19 protein-coding genes and 1 tRNA gene are annotated in these 20,735 nt (G+C 69.0%); 14 read left to right on the top strand and 6 right to left on the bottom strand.

Annotation, left to right across the window (positions count from 1 at the left end; translation table 11 throughout):
• The first annotated feature begins 13 nt into the window (after positions 1-13).
• From AC1RGU_RS16255 to gmd, 14 genes are read left to right on the top strand one after another with little or no spacing between them, the layout of a single operon-like run.
• Positions 14-1,192 (top strand): polysaccharide biosynthesis/export family protein, encoded by a 1,179-nt coding sequence (locus tag AC1RGU_RS16255; RefSeq protein WP_062473261.1) that lies wholly within the window; start codon positions 14-16, stop codon positions 1,190-1,192.
• Positions 1,193-1,235: 43 nt separating this feature from the next.
• Positions 1,236-3,515: a polysaccharide biosynthesis tyrosine autokinase gene (locus AC1RGU_RS16250; RefSeq protein ID WP_492696885.1), complete on the top strand. Its 2,280-nt coding sequence runs from the start codon at positions 1,236-1,238 to the stop codon at positions 3,513-3,515.
• Positions 3,512-4,192 carry a sugar transferase gene (locus AC1RGU_RS16245; RefSeq protein WP_062473256.1) on the top strand — a complete coding sequence of 227 codons (681 nt, stop codon included), beginning with the start codon at positions 3,512-3,514 and terminating at the stop codon, positions 4,190-4,192. The genes AC1RGU_RS16250 and AC1RGU_RS16245 overlap by 4 nt, the downstream gene beginning before the upstream one ends.
• A 37-nt stretch (positions 4,193-4,229) precedes the next feature.
• Positions 4,230-5,207, top strand: coding sequence for a GDP-L-fucose synthase family protein (locus tag AC1RGU_RS16240; protein WP_492696884.1), 978 nt, complete (start codon positions 4,230-4,232; stop codon positions 5,205-5,207).
• 19 nt (positions 5,208-5,226) lie between these two features.
• On the top strand, positions 5,227-6,540 hold the full coding sequence (locus AC1RGU_RS16235) for a hypothetical protein (RefSeq protein ID WP_492696883.1): 1,314 nt from the start codon (positions 5,227-5,229) through the stop codon (positions 6,538-6,540).
• Positions 6,541-6,560: 20 nt separating this feature from the next.
• Entirely contained in the window at positions 6,561-7,652 is a 1,092-nt protein-coding gene (locus AC1RGU_RS16230; RefSeq protein WP_492696882.1) for a glycosyltransferase, read from the top strand.
• Entirely contained in the window at positions 7,649-8,602 is a 954-nt protein-coding gene (locus tag AC1RGU_RS16225; RefSeq protein ID WP_492696881.1) for a hypothetical protein, read from the top strand. Before AC1RGU_RS16230 ends, AC1RGU_RS16225 begins: the two co-directional genes overlap by 4 nt.
• 25 nt (positions 8,603-8,627) lie before the next feature.
• Positions 8,628-9,584, top strand: a complete 957-nt coding sequence (locus AC1RGU_RS16220) for a hypothetical protein (RefSeq protein WP_492696880.1) — start codon at positions 8,628-8,630, stop codon at positions 9,582-9,584.
• A complete protein-coding gene (locus tag AC1RGU_RS16215) occupies positions 9,581-10,849 on the top strand; it encodes a polysaccharide biosynthesis protein (RefSeq protein ID WP_492696879.1) in 1,269 nt (422 codons plus the stop codon). Before AC1RGU_RS16220 ends, AC1RGU_RS16215 begins: the two co-directional genes overlap by 4 nt.
• Complete coding sequence (locus AC1RGU_RS16210) at positions 10,846-12,117, top strand: glycosyltransferase WbuB (RefSeq protein WP_492696878.1); 1,272 nt, start codon at positions 10,846-10,848, stop codon at positions 12,115-12,117. Before AC1RGU_RS16215 ends, AC1RGU_RS16210 begins: the two co-directional genes overlap by 4 nt.
• Entirely contained in the window at positions 12,114-13,223 is a 1,110-nt protein-coding gene (gene galE, locus AC1RGU_RS16205; protein WP_492696877.1) for a UDP-glucose 4-epimerase GalE, read from the top strand. The genes AC1RGU_RS16210 and galE overlap by 4 nt, the downstream gene beginning before the upstream one ends.
• Positions 13,224-13,263: 40 nt before the next feature.
• The gene (locus tag AC1RGU_RS16200) at positions 13,264-14,010 is read left to right on the top strand and encodes a LuxR C-terminal-related transcriptional regulator (RefSeq protein ID WP_492697097.1); all 747 of its coding nucleotides are present in this window, start codon (positions 13,264-13,266) and stop codon (positions 14,008-14,010) included.
• Between the two features lie 60 nt (positions 14,011-14,070).
• Positions 14,071-15,558 carry a mannose-1-phosphate guanylyltransferase/mannose-6-phosphate isomerase gene (locus tag AC1RGU_RS16195; RefSeq protein WP_492696876.1) on the top strand — a complete coding sequence of 496 codons (1,488 nt, stop codon included), beginning with the start codon at positions 14,071-14,073 and terminating at the stop codon, positions 15,556-15,558.
• A gap of 35 nt (positions 15,559-15,593) precedes the next feature.
• Complete coding sequence (gene gmd / locus AC1RGU_RS16190; protein ID WP_492696875.1) at positions 15,594-16,631, top strand: GDP-mannose 4,6-dehydratase; 1,038 nt, start codon at positions 15,594-15,596, stop codon at positions 16,629-16,631.
• 120 nt (positions 16,632-16,751) lie between these two features.
• Here gmd and AC1RGU_RS16185 read toward each other — a convergent pair.
• The 6 genes from AC1RGU_RS16185 to iscA all read right to left on the bottom strand — a co-directional run bounded on the left by AC1RGU_RS16185 (position 16,752) and on the right by iscA (position 20,735).
• Positions 16,752-16,826: transfer RNA gene (locus AC1RGU_RS16185), tRNA-Val, on the bottom strand.
• Between the two features lie 75 nt (positions 16,827-16,901).
• Positions 16,902-17,609, bottom strand: coding sequence for a DNA polymerase III subunit epsilon (gene dnaQ, locus AC1RGU_RS16180; RefSeq protein ID WP_070061050.1), 708 nt, complete (start codon positions 17,607-17,609; stop codon positions 16,902-16,904).
• Positions 17,609-17,947, bottom strand: a complete 339-nt coding sequence (gene fdx, locus AC1RGU_RS16175; RefSeq protein WP_062473234.1) for an ISC system 2Fe-2S type ferredoxin — start codon at positions 17,945-17,947, stop codon at positions 17,609-17,611. The genes dnaQ and fdx overlap by 1 nt, the downstream gene beginning before the upstream one ends.
• A gap of 13 nt (positions 17,948-17,960) precedes the next feature.
• The gene (gene hscA / locus AC1RGU_RS16170) at positions 17,961-19,823 is read right to left on the bottom strand and encodes a Fe-S protein assembly chaperone HscA (RefSeq protein ID WP_492696874.1); all 1,863 of its coding nucleotides are present in this window, start codon (positions 19,821-19,823) and stop codon (positions 17,961-17,963) included.
• 6 nt (positions 19,824-19,829) lie between these two features.
• Positions 19,830-20,348 (bottom strand): Fe-S protein assembly co-chaperone HscB, encoded by a 519-nt coding sequence (gene hscB, locus AC1RGU_RS16165; protein WP_492696873.1) that lies wholly within the window; start codon positions 20,346-20,348, stop codon positions 19,830-19,832.
• Positions 20,349-20,411: 63 nt separating this feature from the next.
• The gene (gene iscA / locus AC1RGU_RS16160; protein WP_007828190.1) at positions 20,412-20,735 is read right to left on the bottom strand and encodes an iron-sulfur cluster assembly protein IscA; all 324 of its coding nucleotides are present in this window, start codon (positions 20,733-20,735) and stop codon (positions 20,412-20,414) included.

Raw genomic sequence — 20,735 nt, 5'->3', positions numbered from 1 at the left:
CAAGGAGATTGCCATGACATCCGCAACCCCAGCGAACCCGCGCGGCGAGCGCCTCCTCGCCACCGAGGGCGCCCGCGCCCTTCCCGGTGGCCGCTTCCGGTCGCGCGCCATGGCGCTGCTGCTGTCGCTCGGCTTGTGCGGCTGCGCACCCGGCTTCGGCACACCGGGCCCGCTGCAGTCGGCCGACGGCACGGCCGGCGGCAGGATCGCGGCCATCACGCCGGAGCTGGTCCGCGCGCAACTCGCCGGCAACACGGGCATCCCGCCCGACGTGAAGGCGCTGTTCGGCCGGCCCGCGCCCTACACCATCGGGCCGGGGGACGTGGTGGGCATCACCGTCTACAACAACCCCGAGCTGCAGCCCAACCTGGGCGCGGTGATCGCGCAGCAGAGCGACCCGACCGGCGTCACCGTGGCGCCGGGCTTCATCGTCGATGCCGCGGGCGAGATCAGCTTTCCCTACATCGGCCGCACCCGGCTGCAGGGCCTCACGGAAAGCGGTGCGTCCGAGCTGATCGCCAAGCGCATCGGCAGCATCATCAAGGCACCGCTGGTGAGCGTGCGCATCCAGTCGTTCCGCAGCCAGCGCGCCTATGTCGAGGGCGAGGTCCGCACGCCGGGGCTGCAGATCTTCACGGACATCCCGATGACGCTGTCCGAGGCGCTCAACCGCGCGGGCAGCATCACCGCCGGGGGCGACCGTTCGCATGTGACGCTCACGCGCGGCGACCGCACGGTGGTCATCGACCTGATGCAGCTCAAGCGCTTCGGCGCCGACGCCAACAACATCCCGCTGCGCAACGGCGACATCGTGTACGTCGGCAGCCGGGACGACAGCCGCATCTACGTGATGGGCGAGATCCTGCGGCCCTCGGCGCTGCTGATGCGCAACGGCCGCATGAGCCTGAACGAGGCCCTGGGCGATGCGGGCGGGCCCGACCTGCTCACGGCCGACCCCGGGCAGATCTACGTGATCCGCAACTCGCCGCAGACGCCCGACACGCCGCAGATCTTCAGCCTGAACGCGAAGAACCCGGCCGCGCTCGCGCTGGCCGACCGCTTCGAGCTGCGGCCGCGCGACGTCGTCTATGTCGACCGCGTGCCGCTGGTCTCGTGGAACCGGGTCGCCAACCTGATCCTTCCCGCCGCCCAGGTGATCAACCTCGCGCGCGACACCGCCCGCAGCAGGTAGGCCGCGCAGCCCCGGCCCGAACACGACAAAGAAGGTGAAGCCCATGAATGCGCGTTGGTACCCCCCCCTTCCCGCACCGTACAGCCCGGAACCCGAGCGCCCGCACTCGCGGTTCAAGGAATACGTCGACCTGATGCTGGACAACCGATGGCTGATCGCCTCGGTCACCGCCGCGGTGTTGGTGCTGGGCGCGGGCTACGCGCTCTTCGGGCCGCGCGTGTACGAAGCGAACGTGCTGATCCAGCTCGAGGATGCCGAACGCTCGCCCGGCGGCGCGGGCGATGCCGCGGTCAACGGCGTGGGCGTGAAGACGCCGACCTCGGGCGAGGCCGAGATCCTGAAGTCGCGCATGGTGCTCGGTCAGGCGATCGAGAACACCAAGCTGTTCATCAAGGCACGCCCGCACTACATCCCGGTCGTGGGCGCCTTCATCGCACGGCATTCGAAGACGCTGTCCAGGCCGGGCTTCCTCGGCATGCGCGGCTATGTGTCGGGCACCGAGCGGATCGCGGTCGCGCAGATGGACGTGCCGCCGGCCCTCGAGGGCAAGAAGTTCCTGCTGACCACTGGCAAGGACGGCACCTACACCCTCACGCACCCCGACCTCGACACCCCGCTGCACGGCCGGGTCGGCGAGCCGCAGGACAGCTCGGTGCCGGGCGGCACGGTCCACCTGCTGGTGGCCTCGATCGACGCCCGGCCCGGCGGCGCCTTCGAGCTGACGCGGCATTCCACGCAGCTCACCATGCTCGAGCTGCAGCGCGAGCTGCGCGTGATCGAGAAGGGCAAGCAGTCCAGCGTGATCGACGTGAGCTGGCAGACCGACGATCGCGAGCACCTGGCGAACCTGCTCAACGAAGTGGCGCGCCTGTACATGCGCCAGAACATCGACCAGAAGACCGCGCAGGCCGAGCGCACGCTGAACTTCCTGGGCACCGAGCTGCCCAAGTTCAAGCAGCAGCTGGAACAGTCCGAAGAGGCCTACAACCAGTACCGCAACCAGAACGGAACCATCAGCCTGGACGACGAGGCGCGCAACGCGCTGTCGCAGAACGTCGACCTGCAGGCCAAGCTGCTCGACGCGCGCCAGAAGCGCCTGGACCTGGCGAGCCGCTTCACCAGCCAGCACCCGATGCTGATCACGCTCGACGCGCAGATCGCCTCGCTGCGCAAGGAGCTGGGCGGCGTGGACAACCGCATCCGCCGCATGCCGATGCTGCAGCAGAACTCGCTGCGCATGCAGCGCGACATCAAGGTCAACACCGAGCTCTATTCGTCGCTCCTGAACAGCTCGCTGCAGATGCGCCTGGCCCGCGAAGGCCGCATCGGCAACGTGCGCGTGCTCGACCAGGCGCTGTCGCCCGAGAAGCCGGTGCGGCCCAAGGTGGTGATCGTGATGGCGCTGGCGCTGGTCGTGGGGCTGTTCCTGGGCGCGGTCACGTCGGTGCTTCGCAAGGTGCTCAAGAACACGGTCGCCACCCCCGACGAGATCGAGATGCGCACCGGCCTGAACGTCTACAGCACGATCGCACTCAGCACGCGGCAGGGCACGCTCGACCGCGCCATCCGCCAGGGCAAGCCCGGCGTGAAGCTGCTGGCGGCCTCGCACCCGGACGACCCGGCGCTCGAAGGCGTGCGCAGGCTGCGCACCGCGCTGGGCTTCCTGATGGCGGGCGCGCAGAACAACCGCATCCTGCTGACCAGCGCCACGCCGGGCGCGGGCAAGACCTTCCTGTCGGCGAACTTCTCGGCCGTGCTGGCGGCCTCGGGCAAGCGCGTGCTGCTGATCGACGCCGACATGCGCCGCGGCAAGCTGGCGAGCCAGTTCGGGCTCAAGGCGACCACCGGCCTGTCGGAGCTGATCGCCGGCACCGCCACGCTCGCGCAGGCGGTGCATGCGCAGGTGCTGCCGCACCTGGACGTAATCACCACCGGCAAGCTGCCGCTCGATCCGGCCACGATGATGGGTTCCAGTGCGTTCACGCGCCTGCTGGAGACCCTCTCGGCGCTCTACGACGCCGTGGTCATCGATGCGCCGCCGATCCTGCTGGCGACCGAGACCGTGGCGATGTCACCGGACGTGGGCACCCTGATGCTCGTGGCCCGCGCCGGCGACAGCGAACTGGGCGACCTGGTGGAGAGTGCCAAGCGGCTGGCGCACGTGGGCGCGGCGTTCCACGGCGTAGTGCTCAACGCGCAGGACGCGCGGCAACGCCACAACGCCTACGGCTACGACTACGGGCCCTACGGCCTGCCGCCGAACATCTATCCGCCCGCGCTGGGGCACACCCCCCGCGCCGAACCGGAGCGCGCGACATCATGAGCACGCACCTTTCACGCACGCCGCACCGCAGCGCCGCACGCCCCGTGCCGGTGGGCGGCTCGCGGCTCCTGCAGGCCGCCAAGCGCACCATGGACATCCTCCTGGCGGGCGCCTTCTTCCTGTTCCTGGGCTGGGCCTACGCGCTGATCGCCCTCGGCGTGCTGCTGACCTCGGGCGGCCCGGCCATCTACGTGCAGCCGCGCTACGGCAGGGACGGGCGGATCTTCCGCTTCTACAAGTTCCGCACCATGGCGCCCGACGCCGATGCCCTGCTGGCCCGCCACCTGCGCGAGAACGACGCGGCGCGGCGCGAATGGGAGAAGTTCCAGAAGCTCGAGCACGACCCGCGGATCACCCGCTTCGGCGCCTTCCTGCGCCGCTACAGCATCGACGAGTTTCCGCAGTTCTGGAACGTGCTCAAGGGCGACATGAGCATGGTCGGCCCGCGCCCCTGCATGTTTGCCCAGAAGGAACTCTACGGCCCGTACTGGGCGTACTACTGCGCGGTGCGCCCGGGCATCACGGGCCTGTGGCAGATCAGCGGACGCAACGAGGTGAGCTACCGCCGCCGCGCGGCCATGGACGCCGAGTACGTCGCCACGCTCTCGCTGCTGCGCGACGTCGTGATCCTGCTGAAGACCTTCCGCGTCGTGCTCGGGGCGCGCGGTTCGCGCTGAGACCTGGAGTCCCCTCTTCCTTCACTGAAAGAACGCCATGCGAATCTATGTTGCAGGTCATCGCGGAATGGTCGGCCAGACGCTCACGAGGCGCCTGGGCGAACTCGGCCACGAGGTCGTGACGCGCAGCCACGCCGAGCTCGACCTGCTCGACCAGGCCGCCGTCGCGCGCTTCTTCGCGATCGAGCGCGTCGACCAGGTCTACGTGGCGGCGGCCAAGGTCGGCGGCATCCACGCCAACATGACCTACCCCGCGCAGTTCATCTACGAGAACCTGCTGATCGCGGCCAACCTCACGCACCAGGCCTTTCTCGCCGGCGTCAAGCGGCTGCTGTTCCTCGGCTCCAGCTGCATCTACCCGCGGCTGGCCGAGCAGCCGATCCGCGAAGAGGCCCTGCTCACCGGCAAGCTCGAGCCCACCAACGAGCCCTACGCGATCGCCAAGATCGCGGGCATCAAGCTGTGCGAGAGCTACAACCGGCAGTACGGCGCCACGCACGGCGTCGACTTCCGCAGCGTGATGCCGAGCAACCTCTACGGCCCCGGCGACAACTACCACCTGGAGAACAGCCACGTGGTGCCCGCGCTGATCCAGCGCTTTCACCTGGCCAAGATCAGCCGCACGCCGAGCGTGCTGATCTGGGGCAGCGGCCGGGCGCGGCGCGAGTTCCTGTACGTGGACGACATGGTCGAAGGCTGCCTGGACGTGATGAACCTGTCGCGCGCCGCCTACGACCAGCACACCGATCCGATGCGCGGCCACATCAACCTCGGCACGGGCGAGGACGTCTCGATCGCCGAGCTGGTGGAGCACATCCGCGAGGTGGTGGGCTACGAGGGCAGCATCCACTACGACCTGGCCCAGCCCGACGGCGCCCCGCGAAAGCTGCTGGACGTGTCGCGCGCGGCCAGCTTCGGGTGGCGCGCCACGGTGCCGCTGGCCGAAGGGCTGCGCCGCACCTATGCGGACTACCAGACGGCGCGCCGGACCGCCGCCGAGGCCGAGCACGCCTGAAGCAGAAACGGACCTCGCCATGAGAACCCTTGTCTTCTGGTCCGGCATCGTCTGCGCCGCACTGTGCGGGCTGATCGATCCTGTCTGGGGCTACGGGGTGGTGTTCGTGCTGACGGTGGTGCAGCTGTCGATGCTGGGCACCGCCAGCGACAGCGTGTTCCTGCTGATCCACTACACGGCGGTTCTCATCTACTTCTCGCTGGCGCCGGCGATGCAGATCGCGACCGACACCGACTTCTGGGAGGTCGGCATCGTCGGCCAGGCTGCGCACACGCAGGGGCTGATGCTCGTGCTGCTGTACATGGCCGGCGTGGAAGCCGCACGGCTGGGCCTGCCCGAGCCGCCCGCCGCGCCCCGGCCGGCGCAGCGCGCGCTCAGTGCCGGCGTCGCCCACCCCTTCCTGCTGCTGGCCTGCCTGGAGGTGGCGTTCGCCATGCTCTTCCTGCGCCCCGACATGAACTTCACGGCGCGCGGCGTGATTTCCGAAGAGGAGGCCGCGCCGGTCCAGTACATCGTCTACTCCACGCTGCCCAAGCTCATGGTGCTGCTGTGCTGCGTGGCGCTCGCGATCCACGCCACGCGCCAGCGCACGCTGTGGGCCTGGTGCGTCGCGGGGCTCGCGTTCGCACTGGCCGCCATCGCCGCGAACCCGGTCAACACGGCGCGCCAGGTCATCCTGATCGGGCTGCTTCCGCTGCTCATCCATGCCCTGGGGCGGCGCCACCGGTGGACGCTCGCCGCCGTGATCTTCGGCGCCATCGCGGGCCTGGGGCCGGTGCTGAACCTGATCTCGCGGGACGCCATGTGGGGCGCGGAGCTGGCGTCGTACCCCTTCAGCCAGGACTTCGACGCGATGTTCGTCGTCGCGGGCATCCTGGAGCGCGCGCCCTCGCCCGATCTGGGCTACGGGCGCTACCTGCTCTCGGCCTTCTCCTTCATCCTGCCGCGCGAACTGAAGATGTTCCCGGGCTACGACCCGCTCGGCTGGCCGGCCGTGCTGGGCAACTTCTCGCAGAGCAACCTGTCGCTGCCGCCCTTCACCACCGCCTACTTCGACTTCGGGCTGGCGGGCCCGGCCCTGCTGGGCTTCGCGGTCTCGGCGCTCTTTCGCCTCGTCGACAAGGCCATCGATCCGCAACGCACGCTGACGGCCGGCTACCTGTGCGCGCTGGTGCTGCTGGCGGCCTACGTGCCGTTCCTGCGCGGGCCGATCCTGGGCTGGGGACCGTTCGCCGTCTCGGGGCTGGTCGCGGCCGTCGTCGCCGGCAGCCTCGCGGCGTGGTTCCGCAGGCCGGCCCCCCGCCCGGCGCGCGCCAGCCTGCCGACCGCATGAGAACGCACGCAGGAGCGACCATGGCCACCTACCTCTTCTACGACACGATCCGGCTCAACGCGTCGGCGGGCGGGGTGCTGAACGTGTCCGAGGTGCTGCTCGAGAGCATGCGCGACGCGCCGGGCCACGAGGTGCAGCCGATCAGCGAGCGCCATCCGCACCTGTACGCGGCCGCGCGGCGGCTGAAGATCAGCCGCTTCATCCTCGACACGCTGCTCTACAACGTCCACCTGGTGCGCGGGTGGCTGCGCGGGGAGCGCGTGTACTCGCTGTTCCCGAACTACTTCCTGCCGTTCTCGCTGCTGGCGCCCTTCGGCCGCCACCGGGATTCGATCGTGGTGGTGCACGACGTGCAGTACAAGTCGTACCCGCAGTACTTCAGCGCGCGCAAGCGCCTCTGGCTCGACTGGAACCTGCACCGCGTCGCGCGCAGCGCCGCCGACGTGGTCTTCATCAGCCGCAGCAGCCAGGAAGATTTCGAGCGGCACTTCAGGCGCTGCGAGCACCCGGCGGTGATCTTCAATCCCGTGGATGCGGGTGCCGTCGCCGCTAGCGCCGACAGCACGGCAGCGCCCGACGGGCGCTACCTGATCGCGGCCTACCACTACTACCCGCACAAGAACTTCGAAGGCATCCTGAAGCTCTTCGTGCGCATGAAGCGCCAGGGCCTGGTCGACTACCTGGACATCACCGGCAACGGCGCCAAGGAGGTCGAACGCATGATCTCGGCCATGGCGCCCGCGTTCCGCGGCTGCGTGCGACACCGCGGGCTGGTGTCGCGGGACGAGCTCCTGCGGCTGTATCGGGGTGCGACGGCCTTCATCTCGCTGTCCACCTTCGAGGGCTTCAACCTGTCGGCCGCCGAGGCGGCCACGCTGGGCGTGCCGCTGCTGCTCTCGGACCTTCCGGTGCACCGCGAGCTCTTCGCGGGCTACGCGTTCTTCATCGGCAACGAATTCGTCGGCCTCGGCAGCATCGAGCGCTACCTGGCCGCGCACCAGCGCACACGCCCCGCATGGTCGCTCTCCCGGGCCTGCACGCCGGGCGCGGTGGCCGCGAGTTACCTCAGGCTGAAGCGCGGTGACGCGTCGCTGGCGAGGGCCACGCCATGACCAACCGTGCACGCTCCCTGCTTCGCACGCTCGCGGTGCTGGCGCTCGGGCTGGCCGCGTGGGCGCGGCCGGCCGTCGCCGCAGCGCCCGAAACGCAGGGCGCCCCGGGCTTCGGCGTGATGGTGCATTACCTGCCCGACAAGCAGTCCATCGCCGGCATCGGGCGCTTCGACGTCGACGCCTTCGCCGCCTCGCTCGCGGAGATGCGCGCCAGCCATCTCATCCTCACGCTCGGGCAGAACAACGGCCAGTTCATCGCGCCGAACGCCGCCCTCGAAGCGCTGTGCCCGCGCAGCGCCGCGCACCGCTCGCCGCGCGACCTGCCGATGGAGATCGGCCGCGCGCTGCGGCGCCACGGCATCGCGCTGATCCTCTACCTGCCGTTCCGCGCGCCGCAAGGGGATGCCTACCTGATGGAGTGCCTGGGCGATGTCTCCGAACAGCTGCCGCCGCCGCAGCGCTTCATCGCCGCCTGGTCGGCGGTGATCGACAGCTGGTCGCAGCACTACGGTGCAGTCGCCACGGGCTGGTGGTTCGACGGTGTCTACAACACGACGGGCATGACGACGCGCGACTGGGACCGGTTCTGCGCGGCCGCGCGCAACGGCGCACCCACCCGGTGGCTGGCCTTCAATGCCGGCGAGGGGGCGGCGCGCTTCAGCCTCAAGAGCGCGCCGTGCCAGAACCTCATGGCGGGCGAGTACCTGCAGCCCGCCGCACGCCTGGCCTCGCCGCCCTCCGAACTCCGGCTGCATGTGCTGACGCCGCTGGGCGCTTCCTGGGCCCAGCCGAGCGCGCCGCGCTTCTCGGCCGCGCAGCTGCGCAGCTGGATCGGCGACGCGAACGCGCGGGGCGGAATGCTCACCCTCGACATGCCGCTGGACGCCGACTTCCACTTTCTCCCCGCCCACGTCGCGCTGGTACGCAGCGCCACCGCGCCGCGGCCCTGACCCGTACCAACCCGCTTGCCCGACCATGGACCACGCCCTCCCCTTCATCGTTGTGGAAGACCGCCAGAACACGGCTCTGCGCCTGTGCTGCGAATCCGCGGCCATGGCGCAGGAGCAGCTGGTCGTCCTGTCGGACACCGACGCCGGACCGGCATACGAACGCTTCTGCCAGGCCTACGTGCACCTGTCGAGCAACACGCCGGCGTTCGAGAAGATCTGCTTCCGGCGCTACTTCCTCCTGGCGAACCATCTCGCAGCGCACCCCGACTGCCGTGCCTTCGTGCTGATCGACAGCGACGTGCTGCTGTTCAACGGCGTCGGCGCCCACATTGCGCGCCTGGTGGGCAACGCCGACTTCTCCGGCTCCAGCATCCTGCCCACGGACGGCTGGAACCCCTGCCAGATCTCGCCGCACGTGAGCTACTGGACGGCGGCCGGCCTGCAGGACTTCGTCGCCTGTCTCCTGCACATGTACAGCACGCCCGCGGGCCTGCACCAGCTGCGCGAGATCGCCGAGCGCTTCGCGACCCGCAGCGTGCGCGGCGGGGTGTCCGACATGACGCTGCTGTACCTGTGGGCGCAGGCCAGCGGCAACACCGTGCCGATCAACCGGGTGTTCGACGGCCAGGTGATCGACCACAACGTCAACGGCGGCACCAACCACTTCGTGCGCGAGTTCCGCGTGCGCGGCGGCGCCAAGCGCCTGGCCTTCGTCGACGGCCAGCCCTGCCTGCAGACGCCGGCGGGCAACACGGTGCGCGTGCTCGCGCTGCACTTCCAGGGCGCCGCCAAGCTGGCGATGCAGCCTGCGCTGCATCGCCGCGTGTACACGGTCGCGGCGCTGACCTGGGCACTGCAGATGGCGCGCCGGGCCAAGAACAACGCGCACCGGATCGCCTCGCGCGCGCGCCGCATGGCCGACAGCCTGGGCTTCGCGGACGCGCCGGCGGCCAAGCACCCCGCGGACGGGAGCACGCCATGAAGCCAGCCGCCGACACCTCGTTCGCCCTGCCCGGCATCCGCCTGGCACAGCGCCTGGGACTGGGGGCGCTCGCGTCGCGGCTGTATGTGTACCTGTCGGGCTTCCTGGCGATCTTCCTGATCGCGGCGCAAGTGGCGCCCGCGCGCTTCGGCGAGTACTCCGTCTACCAGTCGGTGCTCGAAGTGGCGCTCGTCGTGGGCACGCTGGGCAGTTCGCTGCTGTTCTCGCGCAATGCCGCAAGCGTGCCTCCCCGGGTGACGCGCGGCGACCTGGTGCGCACGCTGGCGATCGGGCTGCCGCTGGCCGCACTGCTCGCGGCCGGCGTCGTGGGGGCGCAGCACCTGCCGGTGGCCGGTGCGCCCTTCATGCTGATCGTGCTGTCGCTCGCGGTCTTCGCCTTCAACAGCCTGCGTCTGTCGTACAGCCGGGGCCTGGGCCATGCGGGCCTGCTCAACCTGGAGTCGGGCGTGCGCGCGACCGTGCTGGTGCTGGGCGTGGCGACGCTCGCTGCGCTCGGCCTGGAGATCGGCGTGGCGCACCTGCTCGCCATCAATCTGCTGGCCTTGGTGCTCGTGGGCGCGGCCATCTTCCTGCCGGCGAACGGCGCAGCGCCACCGGCCGGGCCGCCCTTGCTGGCGCTCGCGTCGCAGGCCAGCGCCACGGTGTATGCGCTGCTGACCTTCCTGCTGCGCAAGTCGGACCTGCTGCTGGTGGCGCTCTTCATGCCGCTGGGCTACGTGGGCGCGTTCAAGCTGGCCTTCCTTCTCGCGGAGGCACCCTCGCAGTTCGTGCAGGCCTTTCTCGTCACGAAGACGCCGGCGATGCTGGACGCCAACGCGGCCAACCTGACGATCGAGAAGCTGCGGCTGGCGCGGCATTCGTTCCTGCTCGGCTGCGTGCTCTTCGTGGGGCTGGCGGGGCTGATGGCGGTGGCCGCGCCGCTGCTGAAGCTCGGCCCCGAGGCGCGCGACATCTTCGTGTGCATCGCGCCGTACTTCCTGCTGAGGACCTACACGGTCCATCACGAAACGATGCTCTCGCTGAACGCCACGATGGGCTCGCTCGGGTGGTGGACGCTGCTGGAGTTCGCGCTGCGGCTGGCCTCGTACGGCGTCGTGATCTCGCTCTTTCCCGACAAGCCGCACTACGTCTTCTTCATCGCCTTCGTCACCGACTTCGTGCTGTACGAGCTGCGCATGCGCGCGCTGTTCGGCTTCTTTCCGATCGTGCGCCTGCTGCGCCCGGCCCTGGGGAGCTCGCCGTGAAGATCCTGCTGTACTCGATGAACTTCGCGCCCGAGCTGGCCGGCATCGGCAAGTACTCGGGCGAGATGGCCGACTGGCTTCAGGCCCGGGGCCACGACGTGCGCGTGATCGCGGCGCCGCCCTTCTTCCCGCACTGGGCGGTGTTCGAGGGCCATTCGGCCTGGGCCTACCGCAAGACCACCGGGCGCAACGGCCTCACGGTCTGGCGCGCGCCCACCTGGGTGCCTTCGCAGCCGCGTGCGCTGGCGCGCGTGGCGCACCTGTGCTCGTTCATGCTGTCGAGCATGCCGCTGCTGCTGGCGCAGGCGCGCTGGAAGCCCGACCTTGTGTTCGTCGTGGAGCCGCCGCTTTTCTGCGCGCCCGCAGTGCTGTGCTTCGCGAAGCTGCTCGGCATCAGGTCGTGGCTGCACATCCAGGACTTCGAAGTCGATGCGGCGTTCGGCCTGGGCCTCGTGCGCGGCGCGGGCGTGCGGCGCGTCGCGCTGTCAATGGAGCGATGGCTGCTGGCAAGGTTCGACCGCGTGTCGACCATCTCGGCGGCCATGGTCGACAAGGCCAGGAGCAAGGGCATCGGCGAAGGCCGGCTGGTTCTCTTTCCGAACTGGGTGGACGTCTCGGCGATCCGCCCCGCTCCCCGCGCAGTCGATGGCTACCGGGCCGAGTTGGGCATTGCGCCCGACGCCGTGGTCGTGCTCTATGCGGGCAGCCTGGGCGCCAAGCAGGGCATCGAGCTGCTGGCCGACGCGGCGGGCCTGCTGGCCGACCGGCGGAACATTCACTTCGTCATCTGCGGCAACGGCCCGAGCCGCGGCCCGCTGATGTCGGCCTGCGCCGGCCTGGACCGCGTGCACTTTCTCGAGCTGCAGCCCGCCGAACGGCTCAACGAGCTGCTGGGCATGGCCGACATCCACGTGCTGCCGCAGCGCGCCGATGCCGCCGACCTCGTGATGCCCTCGAAGCTTGCCGGCATGTTCGCGAGCGGCAAGGCCGTGATCGCCACGGCGCACCCCGGCACCGAACTCGCACGCGTGGTCGCAGACCGTGGCTTCGTGGTGCCCCCGGGCGATGCGGCCGTGCTGGCCGACGCGATCGCGCAGCTCGCGTGCTCGCCGGGCCTGCGCCAAGCGCTCGGTGCGGCGGGCCGCGCGTTCGCGCTGGCGGAGCTCGACCAGGACGCCATCCTGTCGCGCCTCGAACAAGAACTGCTTCGCTGCGTGGCGGACCGAAGCACGGCCACGCCAACCCCACTGCGCGAGTCCCAACCATGACCCACTCAAAGATTCTGGTGACGGGTGGCGCCGGCTTCGTCGGAAGCCACGCCTGCGTGGCGTTGATCGCGGCCGGCTACCTGCCGGTGGTGCTGGACACGCTGGTCAACAGCGACCCGCGTTCGCTGGAGCGCGTGGCACGCATCTGCGGCGTGCAGCCGCAGCTGGTGCGCGGCGACGTGCGCGACGCGGCGGTGCTCGACCGCGTGTTCGCCGAGCATGGGGTCGACGCGGTGCTGCATCTGGCGGGGCTGAAGGCGGTCAGCCGCTCGGTGAGCGACCCGCTCGGCTACTACGACGTCAACGTGGCGGGCAGCCTCGCGCTGGCGCGGGCCATGGAGCGCGCCGGCGTGCGCACGCTGATCTTCTCGTCCTCGGCCACGGTCTACGGCGACATCCCGCGCTCGCCGATACGGGAAAGCGCGTCGTACGCGGCCGTCAACCCCTACGGGCGCTCCAAGGTGATGGTGGAGCGCATGCTCGCGGACCTCGCCCGCTCCGATCCGCGCTGGGGCATCGCGTGCCTGCGTTTCTTCAACCCCATCGGCGCGCACGAGAGCGGCCTGCTCGGCGAACACCCGCAGGGGCCGCCCGACAACCTGGTGCCGTATGTCTCGCAGGTCGCGGTGGGCGAGCGCGGGCACGTCGTCGTGCACGGCAACGACTACGAGACGCACGACGGCACGGGTGTGCGCGACTACGTGCACGTGATGGACGTGGCCGAAGGCCATGTGGCGGCCCTGCGGTACGCGACGCTCCATCGGGGCCTGCTCACGGTGAACCTGGGCACGGGGCACGGCGCGTCGGTGCTCGACGTGATCGCGGCCTTCGAACGCGCATGCGGGCACCGCATCGCGGTGCACATCGGTCCGCGCCGTTCCGGCGACGCCCCGGCCTACTGGGCGGACGTGCAGCACGCCCAGGACCGGCTCGGCTGGCGCGCGCAGCGCAGCCTGGACCAGATGTGCGCCGACAGCTGGCGCTGGCAGCTGGCGAACCCGCGCGGCTTCGACGAACCGATGCCGGGCTTCCCGGTCCGCGCCGCCGACGGCGCCGCATCGACCGCCGTCCCTCACTCACTTCAACCGGGGCAAGAACATGGCTGAAAACACGCTCACACCCTCTGGCGACCCCACCCCCGCCGTGATGGCGCCGCGCCGCCCGGGCCCGTCCGCCCCCGTGTGCGCGCCCGCCGCGAGGCTGTGGCCGGACTTCATGACGGGCCAGGAAAAATCGCCGGTGCGCGTGCTGCTCATCGACGACGACGAGTACATGCGCCGGGTGATCGCCCAGGAGTTGCTGTCGGACCTGCGCATCCAGCTCGAAGGCCAGGCCGACAGCATCCGCGAGGGGCGCAAGCTCTTGGCCACGCATGCGTTCGACGTGCTGATGGTCGACCTGCGGCTCAGCGACGGCATGGGCTTCGAGCTGATCGCCGAGGCGCGCCGTCACCATGGCAACGGCGAGATCATCGTGATCTCCGCGCTCGAGGACGATGCCCACGTGCTGCGCGCCTTCGAGCTGGGCGCCACGGGCTATCTGCTGAAGAACGCCTGGCTGCAGAGCTTTGCCGATGCAGTGCTGCACGTGGTGAACGGCGGCGCCGTCATCACGCCGCGGCTCGCGCGGCGCCTGCTGCACCGCCTGAACCACCAGCCCCGCGAGCCGCAGCCCGCCGACGACGCATCGCCGTCGCGCGACACGACGCTGACACCGCGCGAGAGCCAGGTCCTTCGCCACGTGGCGTCGGGCTACGTCTCCGCGGAGATCGGCGCCAAGCTCGGCATCACCGGCCAGACGGTCAACGTGCACATCAAGAGCATCTACAAGAAGCTGCATGTGCATTCGCGCGCCCAGGCGGTGAACCTCGCCGTTCACACGGGCCTGATCTGAGCGGCACGCCCTCGAAGCGATCCGGTTCATCACCCACTGCACACACAAAGGCTGGTCACCATGAACACCCCCACCATTCATCCCGTGGTCCTGTGCGGCGGCAGCGGCACGCGGTTGTGGCCGCTGTCGCGCAAGGCCTTTCCCAAGCAGTTCGCGCCGCTCGTGGGCAACAAGAGCCTGCTGCACCTCACGCTCGAACGGCTCGCGACCCTGAACCGGACGATCACCTGCGTCGCGTCGGAAGAGCATCGCTTCCTGGTGCGCGAGGCGATCGAGAACGCGCACGCGCAGGGCCGCCAGATCCTCGAGCCCGTGCCCCGCAACACGGCCGCCGCGATGGCCGCGGCGGCCCTGCTGGCCGAACCCGACGACCTGCTGCTCTTTGCGCCCGCGGACCACCACATTCCCGACGTGGCGCTGTTCGAGGCCACGATGCGCAGCGGCGTCGAAGCAGCCCTGGCAGGCAAGATCGTCACCTTCGGCATCGCGCCCAGCTTTCCGAGCACGGCCTACGGGTACATCGAGGCGGCCGGGGCCACGGGCCATGGCCCCAGCCACGCGGTGGCGCGCTTCGTCGAGAAGCCGACGGCGGCGGTGGCCGCGGCGCTGATCCTGCAAGGCAACTACTGCTGGAACGCGGGCATCTTCCTGGTCCAGGCACGCACGCTGGTCGCGGCCCTGCGCACGCATGCGCCCGACATCCTCGCCACCTGCGAACGCGCGACCGCCGCGGTGTCGGTCGACGGCAGCTTCGTGCGGCTGGACCGTGAGGCCTTCGAAGGCTGCCGCAGCGACAGCATCGACTACGCGGTGCTCGAAAAGCACGCCGACGTCGCGGTGGTGCGCTTCGAGGGCGCCTGGAGCGACGTGGGCAGCTGGAACGCGGTGGCCCAGCTGCACCCGGCCGACGAGGCGGGCAACCGCGTGAGCGGCGCGGGCAGCGTGCTGAACTCGCGCAACACCTTCGTGCATGCGCCGCACCGGCCGGTGGTGGCGCTCGGCACCGAAGACCTGATCATCGTGGACACGCCGGACGCGGTGCTGGTCGCGGGCGCGGACTGCGCCGAACAGGTGGCCGAAGTGGTGCGCATGCTGGCGCGCGAGGGCACGGTCGAAGCCACCGAGCATCGCCGCGTGGTGCGGCCCTGGGGCGCTTACGACAGCATCGACACCGGCGAGCGCTTCCAGGTGAAGCACCTGACCGTCAAGCCCGGCGGCAAGCTGTCGCTGCAGATGCACCACCACCGCGCCGAGCACTGGATCGTCGTCAAGGGCACGGCCAAGGCCACGCGCGGCGGCGAAGTGCTGCTGGTGCGGGAGAACGAGTCGATCTACCTGCCCTCGGGCACCATCCATCGGCTGGAGAACCCCGGCAAGACAATGCTGGAAGTGATCGAGGTGCAGACCGGCAGCTACCTCGGCGAAGACGACATCGTGCGCTTCGATGACACCTACGGCCGCTGCCCTGCGGCCGAGAAGCGCGAGGCGCTCGCGCTGCAAGCGGCCGTGCAGCCCGCGGCCGAACGCGGCGTCGATGCGCCGGCCTGACCCGTCCCTTCCCTTCCTCTCACCTCATTGAAGCCATGAAAAAACGTGCTGTCGTCACTGGCATTACCGGACAGGACGGGGCGTACCTGGCCGAGCTGCTGCTGGGCAAGGGCTACACCGTCTACGGAACCTTCCGCCGAACCAGTTCGGTGAACTTCTGGCGCATCGAGTCGCTCGGCATCCAGGACCATCCGGAGCTTCATCTCGTGGAGTACGACCTGACGGACCTGGGCAGTTCGATCACGCTCATTCGCGATGCGCAGCCCGACGAGGTCTACAACCTGGCAGCACAGAGCTACGTGGGCGCGAGCTTCAACCAGCCCGAAGCCACCACGAACATCAACGGGCTGGGCACCCTCCACCTGCTCGACGCGATCCGCCTGACGGACCGCGGCATCAGGTACTACCAGGCCTCGACGTCGGAGATGTTCGGCAATGTGCAGGCCATTCCGCAGAAGGAAGACACGCCCTTCTATCCCCGCAGCCCGTACGGCGTCTCCAAGCTCTTCGCCCACTGGATGACGATGAACTACCGCGAGAGCTACGGGCTCTTCGCTTGCTGCGGCATCCTGTTCAATCACGAGAGCCCGTTGCGCGGCCGCGAATTCGTGACGCGCAAGGTCACCGACGCGGCGGCCAAGATCAGGCTCGGCAAGCTCGATGTGCTCACGCTGGGCAACATGGACGCCAAGCGCGACTGGGGCTATGCGAAGGAATACGTCGATGGCATGTGGCGCATGCTGCAGGCCGACAAGCCGGACAACTACGTGCTCGCCACCAACCGCACGGAAACCGTGCGGGATTTCGTCGACATGGCGTTCAGGGCCGCGGGCTATGAGCTCCGGTTCGAAGGGACGGCGCAGGAAGAGGTCGCCATCGACCGCGAGAGCGGCAAAGTCCTCGTGAGGATCGATCCGAAGTTCTATCGCCCCGCGGAGGTGGAGTTGCTCATCGGCGATGCGTCGCATGCCAGGAGGACGCTTGGCTGGGAGCCCCGCACGACGCTGGAGGAGCTGTGCGCGATGATGGTGGAGGCCGATCTGCGGCGCAACCGCGAAGGCCGGTCGTTCTGAGTGCAGAAGACCCATCCTGAATCGCACCAGGATTTGCGCGGGACCAACAAAAACGGCACCCGAAGGTGCCGCCTGAAACGAAAACGGCACCTGATGGTGCCGTCTGTCGTAGGTCTGAAATGGTGGGCGGTGGAGGCTTCGAACCTCCGACCCCAGCAGTGTGAATGCTGTGCTCTACCCCTGAGCTAACCGCCCTGAGACACTGCTTTTGAGTTCAGTGTCTTGAACACGTATCGCGTTGTGCGAAGCCTCAGATTATGCCATAGCTTTTCAGCCGTTTTGGCGAAATAAAGTTTTTCCGCCGCTGGATTTGTCGAGTTGCGACAACACGGCCTCGTGCGCGCTGAGCTCATGCTCGGCCGCCGCGATCACCGGCAGCTCGAACTGGCTCAGGTCGATGGCCACGACTGTCGTGCCCTGCGCGGGCTCGTTCGAGGCCACGTCGATCAGCAGTGCGTCCTGCCCGCGCGTGAGGTTGATGTAGACGTCGGCGAGCAGCTGCGCGTCGAGCTTGGCGCCGTGGAAGGTGCGGTTCGAGCGGTCGACACCGAAGCGGTCGCACAGCGCGTCGAGCGAATTGCGCTTGCCGGGATAGACCAGCTTGGCCATGGCCAGCGTGTCGGTCACTTCGCTCACGAAGGTCTTGAGCGGCGGCAGGCCGGCGCGCTCGAATTCCTTGTTGAGAAAGCCGACGTCGAAGGCCGCGTTGTGGATGATGAGCTCGGCGTCGCGCAGGTACTCGATGATGTCCTTGCCCAGCGTGGCGAACTTCGGCTTGTCGCGCAGGAAGTCGGTGGTCAGGCCGTGGACCTTGAGCGCGTCCTCGTGGCTCTCGCGCTCCGGGTTGAAGTAGATGTGCAGGTCGTTGCCGGTGAGCTTGCGCGCGAACAGCTCCACGCAGCCTAGCTCGATGATGCGGTCGCCATTTTCGGCAGAGAGCCCCGTGGTTTCCGTATCGAGAACGATCTGGCGCGACATCAGTGGTTTTCCTTGGCGTGGTTGATCGAGTACTTCGGAATCTCGATCGTCACATTCTCCTGCGCCAGGATCGACTGGCAACTCAAGCGCGATTGCGGCTCCAGGCCCCAGGCACGGTCGAGCAAATCTTCTTCGCCCTCTTCCGCCTCGTTCAGCGAGTCGAAGCCCGCGCGCACGATCACGTGGCAGGTGGTGCAGGCGCAGCTCATCTCGCAGGCGTGCTCGATGTTGATGTCGTTGTCGAGCAGCGCCTCGCAGATCGAGGTGCCGGCGGGCGCGGTGATCTCGGCGCCTTGCGGGCAGTACTCGGGATGCGGGTAGATCTTGATCGTGGGCATGAAATGGTTCTGTCTACAGGGATTCGACCTTGCGGCCCGCGAGCGCGCGTGCAATGCCCGCGTTCATGCGCTGGGCGGCGAAGGCTTCGGTGTCGTTGGCCAGCGCCTTCGTGGCGGCTTCGATGACGGCGGCCTCGTTGCTGCTCTTGGCAACATCGCGCAGCCGCGCCATCGAGGCGTCGATGGCGGCGCGCTCTTCGGCGCTCAGCAGGTCGCCGTCGGCATCGAGCGCGCTCTGCGTGGCCAGCAGCATGCGGTCGGCATCGACGCGCGATTCCACCAGTGCACGGGCCTGCATGTCCTGCTGGGCGGTGGAGAAGCTTTCCTGCAGCATGGTCGCGATCTGGTCGTCCGACAAGCCGTACGACGGCTTGACCGCCACGCTGGCCTCGACGCCGCTGCCCTGCTCCTTGGCGCTCACGCTCAGCAGGCCGTCGGCGTCGACGGTGAAGGTCACGCGGATGCGCGCCGCGCCGGCCGCCATCGGCGGGATGCCGCGCAGCGTGAAGCGCGCGAGGCTGCGGCAGTCGGACACGAGGTCGCGCTCGCCCTGCACCACGTGCAGCGCCAACGCGGTCTGGCCGTCCTGGTAGGTGGTGAAGTCCTGCGCCATCGCGGTCGGGATGGTCTGGTTGCGCGGCACGATGCGCTCGACCAGGCCGCCCATGGTCTCGATGCCGAGCGACAGCGGGATCACGTCGAGCAGCAGCAGCTCGCCCGCGCCGTTGTTGCCGGCCAGCTGGTTGGCCTGGATGGCGGCGCCGAGCGCCACGACCTCGTCGGGGTTCAGGTTGATCAGCGGCTCGCGCCCGAAATAGGCGGCCACCGCACTGCGGATCTGCGGCATGCGCGTGGAGCCGCCGACGAGCACGATGCCCTGCAGCTCTTCAGGCTTGAGCTTGGCGTCGCGCAACGCCTTGCGTACGGCCGCGAGGGTGCGGTCGGTGAGCGCCTGCGTGGCGGCAAAGAACTGCGCGCGGGTCAGCGTGAACTCGGCCTTGCCGCCCGCCAGCGCGGCGCTGAAGAGGGTCGAGTCGGCATCGGTAAGTGCTTCTTTCGCGGCGCGCGCGGCCACGAGCAGCGCGGCGCGGTCGTTGTCGCTGCCGGCCTGGCGGCCGGTCTGCGCGAGCACGAAGTCGGCGATGGCATGGTCGTAGTCGTCGCCGCCCAGGGCCGAGTCGCCGCCCGTGGCGATCACTTCGAACACGCCCTGCGTGAGCCGCAGGATCGAGATGTCGAAGGTGCCGCCGCCCAGGTCGTAGACCGCGTAGACGCCTTCGCTCGCGTTGTCCAGGCCGTAGGCGATGGCGGCGGCGGTCGGCTCGCTGATGAGGCGCAGCACGTTCAGGCCCGCGAGCTGCGCGGCGTCCTTGGTCGCCTGGCGCTGGCCCTCGTCGAAGTAGGCCGGCACGGTGATGACGGCGCCGTAGAGCTCGTCGTCGAAGGTATCTTCGGCGCGGTAGCGCAGCGTGGCCAGGATCTCGGCGCTGATCTCGACGGGCGACTTCTCGCCTGCCGAGGTCTGCACCTTGACCATGCCGCCGTCGTCACCGCCGATGCGGTACGACATGGCATCGCGGTTCGCGATGTCGGCCAGGCCGCGGCCCATGAGCCGCTTGACCGAGGTGATGGTGTTGGCGGGGTCCTGCGCGCGCGCGGCCACGGCGTCGAAGCCGATCTGGCGGCGGTCGCCGTCGAGGTAGCGCACGGCCGAGGGCAGCAGCACGCGGCCCTGGTCGTCGGGCAGGCATTCGGCCACGCCGTTGCGCACCGAGGCCACCAGCGAATGCGTGGTGCCAAGGTCGATGCCCACGGCGATGCGGCGCTGGTGCGGATCGGGCGCCTGGCCGGGTTCGGAAATCTGAAGAAGAGCCATAAGGGCTTATTGTCCCAACTGATCGAATTTTTTCTCGACGTCCTCGCCGAAGCGCTCAATGAACATGAGGGCTCTCACCTGCTGAACGGCACCGGGGTAGTCGCCCTTCTCGTCGATCAGCCAGTCGAGCGACGAGAGTGCGCGGGCGCGCGTGGTTTCGACGTCGGCCTGCAGCAGCTCGACGGCGGCGATGTCGCGGGCGTCGTCGAGCGCCTCGCGCCACTCCATCTGCTGCATGAGAAAAGCGCCCGGCATCGCCGTGTTGTTCTCGGCATTCAGCGGCGCGCCGTGCAGCTCGCAGAGATAGCTCGCGCGACGGATCGGGTCTTTCAACCGCTGGTAGGCCTCGTTGATGCGCACCGACCACTGCATGGCCACGCGCTGCGCCGCGGCGCCCTGCGCGGCGAAGCGGTCCGGGTGCGCCTCGCGCTGCAGTTCCTTCCAGCGCGCGTCGAGCACGGCGCGGTCCTGCGCGAAGGTCGCCGGGACGGCGAACAGTTGGAAGTCGGTGTCGTTGAGGTTCATGGCAATAAAAAGCCGCCAGCACATGACATGGTGGCGGCTGTGGTCGCGGTCAGCGACGACGCATCAGATGCGAAAACTTTCGCCGCAGCCGCAGCGATCACGTTCGTTCGGGTTGATGAACTTGAAGCCCTCGTTCAGGCCTTCGCGCACGAAGTCGAGCTGCGTGCCGTCGATGTAGGCCAGGCTCTTCGGGTCGACCAGCACCTTCACGCCGTGGTCTTCGAACACCACATCTTCAGGCGTGAACTCGTCGACGTACTCGAGCTTGTAGGCCAGGCCCGAGCAGCCGGTGGTCTTCACGCCCAGCCGCACGCCCACGCCCTTGCCCCGTTTGCCGAGGTAGCGGGTGACGTGGCGCGCAGCGGCTTCGGTCAGCGTGACGGCCAT

It is taken from the genome of Variovorax sp. GW823-FHT02B07 (assembly GCF_058797695.1).
The sequence above is the reverse complement of the archived record's forward strand: the minus strand, read 5'-3'. Positions and strand labels throughout refer to the sequence as shown.